8 protein-coding genes are annotated in these 7,292 nt (G+C 69.4%); 6 read left to right on the top strand and 2 right to left on the bottom strand.

Annotated features, from left to right (window positions below):
• Positions 1 to 37: 37 nt before the first annotated feature.
• Positions 38 to 856, bottom strand: coding sequence for a pyrroline-5-carboxylate reductase (gene proC / locus N788_RS05680; RefSeq protein ID WP_034222236.1), 819 nt, complete (start codon positions 854 to 856; stop codon positions 38 to 40).
• 29 nt (positions 857 to 885) lie between these two features.
• Positions 886 to 1,581: a YggS family pyridoxal phosphate-dependent enzyme gene (locus N788_RS05685; RefSeq protein ID WP_034222238.1), complete on the bottom strand. Its 696-nt coding sequence runs from the start codon at positions 1,579 to 1,581 to the stop codon at positions 886 to 888.
• Between the two features lie 85 nt (positions 1,582 to 1,666).
• On the opposite strand from N788_RS05685, the gene N788_RS05690 reads away from it, so the two are divergent.
• The 6 genes from N788_RS05690 to N788_RS05715 all read left to right on the top strand — a co-directional run bounded on the left by N788_RS05690 (position 1,667) and on the right by N788_RS05715 (position 6,796).
• The gene (locus N788_RS05690) at positions 1,667 to 2,704 is read left to right on the top strand and encodes a type IV pilus twitching motility protein PilT (protein ID WP_034222240.1); all 1,038 of its coding nucleotides are present in this window, start codon (positions 1,667 to 1,669) and stop codon (positions 2,702 to 2,704) included.
• An 80-nt stretch (positions 2,705 to 2,784) separates the two neighbouring features.
• On the top strand, positions 2,785 to 3,915 hold the full coding sequence (locus tag N788_RS05695; protein WP_034222241.1) for a PilT/PilU family type 4a pilus ATPase: 1,131 nt from the start codon (positions 2,785 to 2,787) through the stop codon (positions 3,913 to 3,915).
• Between the two features lie 5 nt (positions 3,916 to 3,920).
• Positions 3,921 to 4,763 (top strand): hypothetical protein, encoded by an 843-nt coding sequence (locus N788_RS05700; protein ID WP_051924406.1) that lies wholly within the window; start codon positions 3,921 to 3,923, stop codon positions 4,761 to 4,763.
• Positions 4,764 to 4,800: 37 nt separating this feature from the next.
• The gene (locus N788_RS05705; protein WP_034222243.1) at positions 4,801 to 5,364 is read left to right on the top strand and encodes a YqgE/AlgH family protein; all 564 of its coding nucleotides are present in this window, start codon (positions 4,801 to 4,803) and stop codon (positions 5,362 to 5,364) included.
• Positions 5,361 to 5,825 carry a Holliday junction resolvase RuvX gene (ruvX, locus tag N788_RS05710; RefSeq protein ID WP_034222245.1) on the top strand — a complete coding sequence of 155 codons (465 nt, stop codon included), beginning with the start codon at positions 5,361 to 5,363 and terminating at the stop codon, positions 5,823 to 5,825. Before N788_RS05705 ends, ruvX begins: the two co-directional genes overlap by 4 nt.
• Positions 5,825 to 6,796: an aspartate carbamoyltransferase catalytic subunit gene (locus tag N788_RS05715; RefSeq protein WP_152560392.1), complete on the top strand. Its 972-nt coding sequence runs from the start codon at positions 5,825 to 5,827 to the stop codon at positions 6,794 to 6,796. The genes ruvX and N788_RS05715 overlap by 1 nt, the downstream gene beginning before the upstream one ends.
• Positions 6,797 to 7,292 lie beyond the last annotated feature (496 nt).

Below are 7,292 nucleotides of genomic sequence, written 5' to 3' on the forward strand. Positions count from 1 at the left end.
CTTCCAGGCAGTGGCTCATCATATCCCCGCGGGCGGCTCAGGAGCCTTCGGACAGTTCGCGGCCGCGCCGTGCGGCGGCGGCAACGGCTTCATCGACCAGGCGACGCAGGCCATTGGCTTCGAAACTTTCGATCGCTGCCTGGGTGGTGCCGCCGGGCGACGTGACCCGTTTGCGCAGGGTGGCGGCGTCGTCGCCGGTCTCGACCAGCATGCGCGCGGCGCCCAGCAGGGTCTGGTTGGCCAGGTCGCGCGCGGTGTCGGCGGCCAGGCCCTGGGCCACGCCGGCCGCCTGCAGCGCTTCGGCGAGCAGGAAGACGTAGGCCGGCCCGCTGCCGGAAACGGCGGTGACCGCGTCCATCTGCGCCTCGTCCGGGATCCAGGCGGCCAGGCCGACGGCCGACATCAGCGATCCGGCCAGCTCGCGGCCGGCTTCGGTGACGCGCGGGTTCGCGTACAGGCCGGTGGCGCCCGCGCCCAGCAGCGACGGCGTATTGGGCATGGTGCGGACCACGGCCTGGTCGCCGCCCAGCCATTGGTCTATCTGGCCGGCGGTGACGCCGGCGGCGATCGAGACCACCAGCGGTCGGGTCTCGGCCGCCAGCGTCGCCAGCTCGCCGCAGACGGTGCGCATCACCTGCGGTTTCACCGACAACACCCAGGTGGTGGCGCCCCGGGCGGCTTCGCTGGCGGTGGCGTGCACGCCGACGCCGAAGTCCGCGGCGAGCGCCTCGCGCAGGGCCGCCTGGGGTTCGGCGACCTGGATCGATGCCGCCGGCCGGCCGCGCGCGACCAGGCCGCCGATGAGGCTGCGGGCCATGTTGCCGCCGCCGATGAAGGCCAGGATGTCTCGGGTCATGGGTGGGCTCCTTGTCCTTGGAAAGGGGGTCAGTCGCGGGCGGCCACGGCGCGCGGGCCGAACAGCGCGGTGCCGATGCGCACCAGGGTGGCGCCCTCGGCGATGGCGAGCTCGAAATCCTCGCTCATGCCCATCGACAGGGTATCGATTTCCGGATGGCGGGCGGCCGTCTGCACGAACAGGGCCCGCAGCCGGCCGAAGGCGTCACGTCGCCGGGCCGGGTCCGGGTGCGGTGCCGGGATGGCCATCAGCCCGCGCAGTCGCAGGTGGGGTGCTGCCGCCACCGCGTCGGCCAGGGCCGGCACCTGGTCCGGGGCGCAGCCGGACTTGCTGGCTTCGCCGTCCACGTTCACCTGCACCAGGATGTTCAGCGGCGGCCGGCCGGCGGGCCGGGCCTTGTCCAGCGCCGGCACCAGCTTGGCCCGGTCCAGCGACTGGACCCAGTCGAAGACTTCGGCGGCCTCGCGGCACTTGTTCGACTGCAGGTGGCCGATCAGGTGCCACTGCAGGCCCAGGTCGGCGAGTTCGGCGGCCTTGGTGGCGCCTTCACGCACGTAATTCTCGCCGAAGGCGCGCTGGCCGGCGGCAGCCAGGGCCCGCACCTCGCCGGCGCTTCGGGTCTTGGACACGGCCAGCAGGTTCACGGCCCGTGGCCGGCCCGCCAGCTTTGCCGCGTTTTCAATGGTTTGCAGGACACCGCGAAGGGTCTGTTCCGGCGTTTCCATGGGTGGCATTGCCTTCTGTGGTTGGCGCTATACTGCCCCGGAAACGTGCGGTCGCCCATCCGATTACGCGCAAGGGGACACAGTAATGGACATCGCCGAACTTCTGGCATTCTCGGTCAAGAACAAGGCCTCCGACCTGCATTTGTCGGCCGGCCTGCCGCCCATGATCCGCGTGGACGGCGACGTCCGGCGCATCAACATCCCGGCCCTGGACCACAAGCAGGTGCACGCGCTGGTCTACGACATCATGTCGGACAAGCAGCGGCGCGACTTCGAGGAGTTCCTCGAGGTCGACTTCTCCTTCGAGATCGCCGGCCTGGCCCGCTTCCGCGTCAACGCCTTCAACCAGAACCGCGGCGCCGGCGCCGTGTTCCGTACCATTCCCAGCCAGATCCTCTCGCTCGAGGAGCTGGCCACGCCCAAGATCTTCGCCGAGCTGATCAACCAGCCCCAGGGCCTGATCCTGGTCACCGGCCCCACCGGCTCGGGCAAGTCCACCACGCTCGCCGCGATGGTCGACCACATCAACAAGAATGAATTCGGCCACATCCTCACCGTCGAGGATCCGATCGAGTTCGTGCACACCTCGCAGAAGTGCCTGGTCAACCAGCGCGAAGTCCACCGCGACACCCACGGCTTCAACGAAGCCCTGCGTTCGGCCCTTCGTGAAGACCCGGACTACATCCTGGTCGGCGAAATGCGCGACCTGGAAACCATCCGCCTGGCGCTGACCGCCGCGGAGACCGGCCACCTGGTGTTCGGCACCCTGCATACGTCGTCGGCGGCCAAGACCATCGACCGCATCATCGACGTGTTCCCGGCCGGCGAAAAGCCCATGGTCCGGTCCATGCTTTCCGAGTCCCTGCGCGCGGTGATTTCGCAGTCGCTGCTCAAGAAGGTCGGCGGCGGCCGCATGGCGGCGCACGAGATCATGGTCGCCACCCCGGCCATCCGGAACCTCATCCGCGAGGACAAGGTCGCGCAGATGTACTCCTCCATCCAGACCGGCCAGCAGTACGGCATGCAGACCCTCGACCAGTGCCTGCAGGACATCGTCAAGCGCGGCCTGGTCACCAAGGCCCAGGCGCGCGACTACGCCAAGGAAAAGAAACTTTTCGACTGACGTCCCCGCCGGAAGGGGGCTGGCAGGACGCCGCGTGACACGCTCCCCGGGCCAGGGCCCGGGGACCATCAGGAGCTAGCATGAGCAGCATCGACTTCACCTCCTTCCTGAAACTGATGGCGCACAAGAAGGCGTCCGACCTGTTCATCACGGCGGGCGTCCCGCCTTCAATGAAGGTCAACGGCAAGCTCTCGCCGATCACCCAGAACCCGCTCACGCCGCAGCAGTCGCGCGACCTGGTGCTCAACGTCATGAATCCCTCGCAGCGCGAGGAATTCGAAAAAACCCACGAGTGCAACTTCGCGATCGGCGTATCCGGCGTCGGCCGTTTCCGCGTGTCCTGTTTCTACCAGCGCAACCAGGTCGGCATGGTGCTGCGACGCATCGAAACGCGCATCCCGACCATCGAGGAACTCAACCTGCCGCCGGTCATCAAGACCCTGGCGATGACCAAGCGCGGCATCATCCTGTTCGTCGGCGCCACCGGCACCGGCAAGTCCACCTCGCTGGCGGCCATGATCGGCTACCGCAACCAGAATTCCTCCGGCCACATCATCACCATCGAGGACCCGATCGAATTCGTGCACAAGCACGAGGGCTGCATCATCACCCAGCGCGAAGTCGGCATCGACACCGACAGCTGGGAGGCGGCGCTCAAGAACACCCTGCGCCAGGCGCCCGACGTCATCATGATCGGCGAGATCCGCACTCGCGAAGGCATGGACCATGCCATCGCCTTCGCCGAAACCGGCCACCTGGTGCTGTGCACCCTGCATGCCAACAACGCCAACCAGGCGATGGACCGCATGATCAACTTCTTCCCGGAAGACCGTCGCAGCCAGCTGCTGATGGACCTTTCGATGAACCTCAAGGGCGTGGTCGCCCAGCAGCTCATCCCGACCCCCGACGGCAAGTCGCGCCGGGCGGCGATGGAAATCCTGCTGGGCACGCCGCTGGTGCAGGACTACATCCGCGACGGCGAGATCCACAAGATCAAGGACGTCATGAAGGAGTCCACGAACCTGGGCATGCGCACCTTCGACCAGGCCCTGTTCGAGCTCTACCAGGCCGGCGAGATCAGCTACGAAGACGCCCTGCGCTTCGCCGATTCCGCCAACGAGGTGCGCCTGAAGATCAAGCTGGCCCAGGGTGGCGACGCCCGCACGCTCAGCCAAGGCCTGGACGGCGTGGAGCTGTCCGAGGCCAAGTAGCCGGCTTGTCCGCCCACGCGGTTTTCCTGGCGGTCGCACTCGCGGCGACCGGCAGTGCCAGTGCAACCAGCGCCGCCGGGCCCGCATCGCCGCGCCCGCTCGACGACTGGAGCCTGTCGCTTGGCGGCTTCCACACCCACAGCGACACCAGCCTGTGGGCGCGCGGTGAGTCCGGTGACTACCGCGCCGACGGCGGCATCAATCTCGAGCGCGACCTGGGCCTGGACCGGCGCCAGCCGGTCAGCAAGGCCCGGCTGGACCTGCTGGTGGGCGACCGCCACGGTTTCGGGCTCGAATATTTCGCCTTCCAGCGCGGCAACACCGTCCGGCTTGCGCGCGACATCGAATACGACGGCCGCACCTACGCCGCCACCGCCGAGCTGCGCGGTCGCTTCGACTACGACTTCGCCAGCGCCGCCTGGCGCTGGTGGGCGGGCCAGGGCGACACGGTCGTGGGCCTGGGGCTGGGCATCGCCCACTACCGGGTGCAGACCCTGTTCGAAGGCGAAGCCAGCATCGACGGCGTCTCCGTGGATGGCCGCACCACCAGCGACGACCGTGCCTTCGCGCCCCTGCTGACCCTGGGCTGGCGCCATGCCGTGGACGACCGGCTGCGCCTGTACGCGGAAATCTCCGGCGTGGCCAAGAACGGCGGCCGGCTCAACGGCCACATCGTCGATACCGCGCTGGGCCTGGAGTGGTTCCCGTTCGAACGACTCGGCCTGGCGCTGGAATACGGCGGCACCCAGATCCGGCTCAATCGCCAGCGCGTGGGCGACGATGGCCGGCTCGACGCCCGCCTCGACCTGAAGCTGCGCGGCCCCTCGCTGCTGCTGCGCCTGCGCTAGCCACCGGTGCCCGCCGGGCCCGCGCTAGAATGCGCGCATGTCCGGGCATCGATCCCTCGCCGAGCACTTCCTGATCGCCATGCCGGCCATGGACGACCCGAATTTCTTCCGCTCGGTCACCCTGGTCTGCCAGCACGACGAAGACGGTGCCATGGGCCTGGTGGTCAACCTGCCGTCCGATTTCAGCCTGGGCGGGATGCTGGACCAGATGAAGCTGGCGACCGAAGACGAGGCGCTGGCCGCGCAGCCGGTGCTGTCCGGGGGCCCGGTGCAGCCCGACCGGGGTTTCGTGCTGCACGACGACCCGCGCCACTGGACCTCGACCCTGCGCCTGCCCGGCGGGCTGGCCGTCACGACCTCGCGCGACATCCTGGAGGCCACCGCCGCCGGCAACGGGCCGGCGCACATGCTGGTGACCCTGGGTTATGCCGGATGGGAAGCCGGCCAGCTCGAGCACGAACTGGCTGCCAACAGCTGGCTGACGGTGCCAGCGGAGACGCGGGTCCTGTTCGAAACACCGATGGCCGAGCGCTGGCACGCCGCCGCCCGCTGCCTGGGCGTGGACCTGGAGCGGCTGGCTGACTACGCCGGCCACGCATGAGCCCGCCGACGACCCTGCTGGCCTTCGACGTCGGCGCCCGCCGCATCGGCGTCGCGCTGGGCAACACGCTGTCGGGCAGCGCCCGCGAGCTGGGCGTGCTGGACGTGCGTGAGTCCGGCCCGGACTGGCCGCGACTGGACCAGTGGTGCAAGGAGTGGCGGCCGGACGCGCTGGTGGTCGGCGACCCGGCCACGCTCGACGGCGGCGACCAGCCGGCGCGCCAGCGCGCCCGGGGTTTCGCCCGCGAGCTGGGCAAGCGCTACGGCCTGCCGGTGCACCCGGTGGACGAGCGCAGCAGCTCGAAGGAAGCCAGCCGCCGCTTCGCCGCGGGCCGCGCCGCCGGCACCCGCAAGCGCCACCAGGCCGAAAACATCGACGCCCTCGCCGCCGTGATCATCCTCGAACGCTGGCTGGCCGATCCCGACTCCCACCTTCCCCCGATGCCCGACGCCCCGACATGATCCCCGATCTCCAGCTGACCGCCGATGGCCGCCTGCGCCACCTGCTGACCCTCGACGGCCTGCCGGCCCCGCTGCTGCGCCAGCTGCTGGACCAGGCCGAACTGCTGCGCCCGCATGCCCACGCGGGCTCCGGGGCCCGCAGCCGGCACCCGGGCCGGACCTGCTGCACCTTGTTCTTCGAACCCTCCACGCGCACCCGCAGCAGCTTCCAGCTGGCGGCGACGCGGCTGGGCATGGACGTGCTCAACTTCGACGTGGCGACGTCGTCGACGAAAAAGGGCGAGTCCTCGGTCGATACGCTCAAGACCATCGAGGCGATGGGCGTGGACCTGTTCGTGATCCGCCACGCCAGCGATGGCGCGGTGGCCGAGCTGGCGGCGGCGGCGAACCCGGGCACGCACGTGATCAACGCCGGCGACGGTCGTTCGGCCCACCCCACCCAGGGGCTGCTGGACATGCTGACCCTGCGCCAGCACAAGGGCGACGATTTCAGCGCGCTCAAGGTGCTGGTGGCGGGCGACGTGCTGCACTCGCGGGTGGCGCGCTCGGACCTGCACGCGCTGCGGGCCCTGGGCTGCGGCGAGATCCGGGTCTGCGGCCCGGCGAACCTGCTGCCGGCCGCGGACGAGCTGGCGGGCTGCCGGGTGATCGCCGACTTCGACGAGGCGGTGGCCGGGGTGGATGCGGTGATGATGCTGCGCCTGCAGCGCGAACGCATGGAACAGGGCCTGGTGCCGTCGCTCGAGGGTTACTACCGCGATTACGGCCTGTCCCCGGACCGCCTGGCCCGGGCCGCGCCCGACGCCCTGGTGATGCACCCGGGCCCGATGAACCGCGGCATCGAGATCGACGGCGGCGTCGCCGACGGCCCGCAGTCGGTCATCCTCCAGCAGGTCGCCAACGGCGTCCCCATCCGCATGGCCGCCATCGACCTCCTGCTAGGCGGCACCTCCGTCGCCGGCCTCCTGTAGGAGCGCCTTCAGGCGCGAAGCTTTTGTTTTTGGGCGGGGTTCAGGGCTTTGGATTCGCCAGGTTGTCCGTCGCTACCGGAAGGTACGGCCCCACACCCACCGCGCTGACGAGCACCCCGCCCGCTCTTTCGCAGACGGGGCACTCATCATCGCGGCGGGTGTGGGTGGGGATTCGCCGGCTGTTCGGAACACCCTTTCCCTCGCGTCCTGGCATGCGAAACCGCCGGGCCGGCAAGGCGACACGGACAAACGCCTGGCGACGCCATCGTGTGCGCCAAGGCCTTTCGCTGTGGTTTCTCGCTACGTCGGCCGCACCTTCGTGCGGAAATAAACCTCTGCGCGAGCCCAACGCGGCATCGGACCTCGTTGTCCGACCTGTTGTTCTGGTCGTGGGGCTGCGCACTTTTACCCGGGTCGGACAACGAGGTCCGAAGGGACGACGGGCTTGCATTGACGTGTATTTCCGCACGAAGGTGCGGCCGACGTAGCGAAAGAG

This window comes from Arenimonas donghaensis DSM 18148 = HO3-R19, assembly GCF_000743535.1.
GTDB classification, from domain to species: domain Bacteria; phylum Pseudomonadota; class Gammaproteobacteria; order Xanthomonadales; family Xanthomonadaceae; genus Arenimonas; species Arenimonas donghaensis.

Coding starts and splice junctions, on each gene's coding strand:
- proC (WP_034222236.1), bottom strand. CDS start 856: ATGACCCGAGACATCCTGGCCTTCATCGGCGGCGGCAACATGGCCCGC.
- N788_RS05685 (WP_034222238.1), bottom strand. CDS start 1,581: ATGGAAACGCCGGAACAGACCCTTCGCGGTGTCCTGCAAACCATTGAA.
- N788_RS05690 (WP_034222240.1), top strand. CDS start 1,667: ATGGACATCGCCGAACTTCTGGCATTCTCGGTCAAGAACAAGGCCTCC.
- N788_RS05695 (WP_034222241.1), top strand. CDS start 2,785: ATGAGCAGCATCGACTTCACCTCCTTCCTGAAACTGATGGCGCACAAG.
- N788_RS05705 (WP_034222243.1), top strand. CDS start 4,801: ATGTCCGGGCATCGATCCCTCGCCGAGCACTTCCTGATCGCCATGCCG.
- ruvX (WP_034222245.1), top strand. CDS start 5,361: ATGAGCCCGCCGACGACCCTGCTGGCCTTCGACGTCGGCGCCCGCCGC.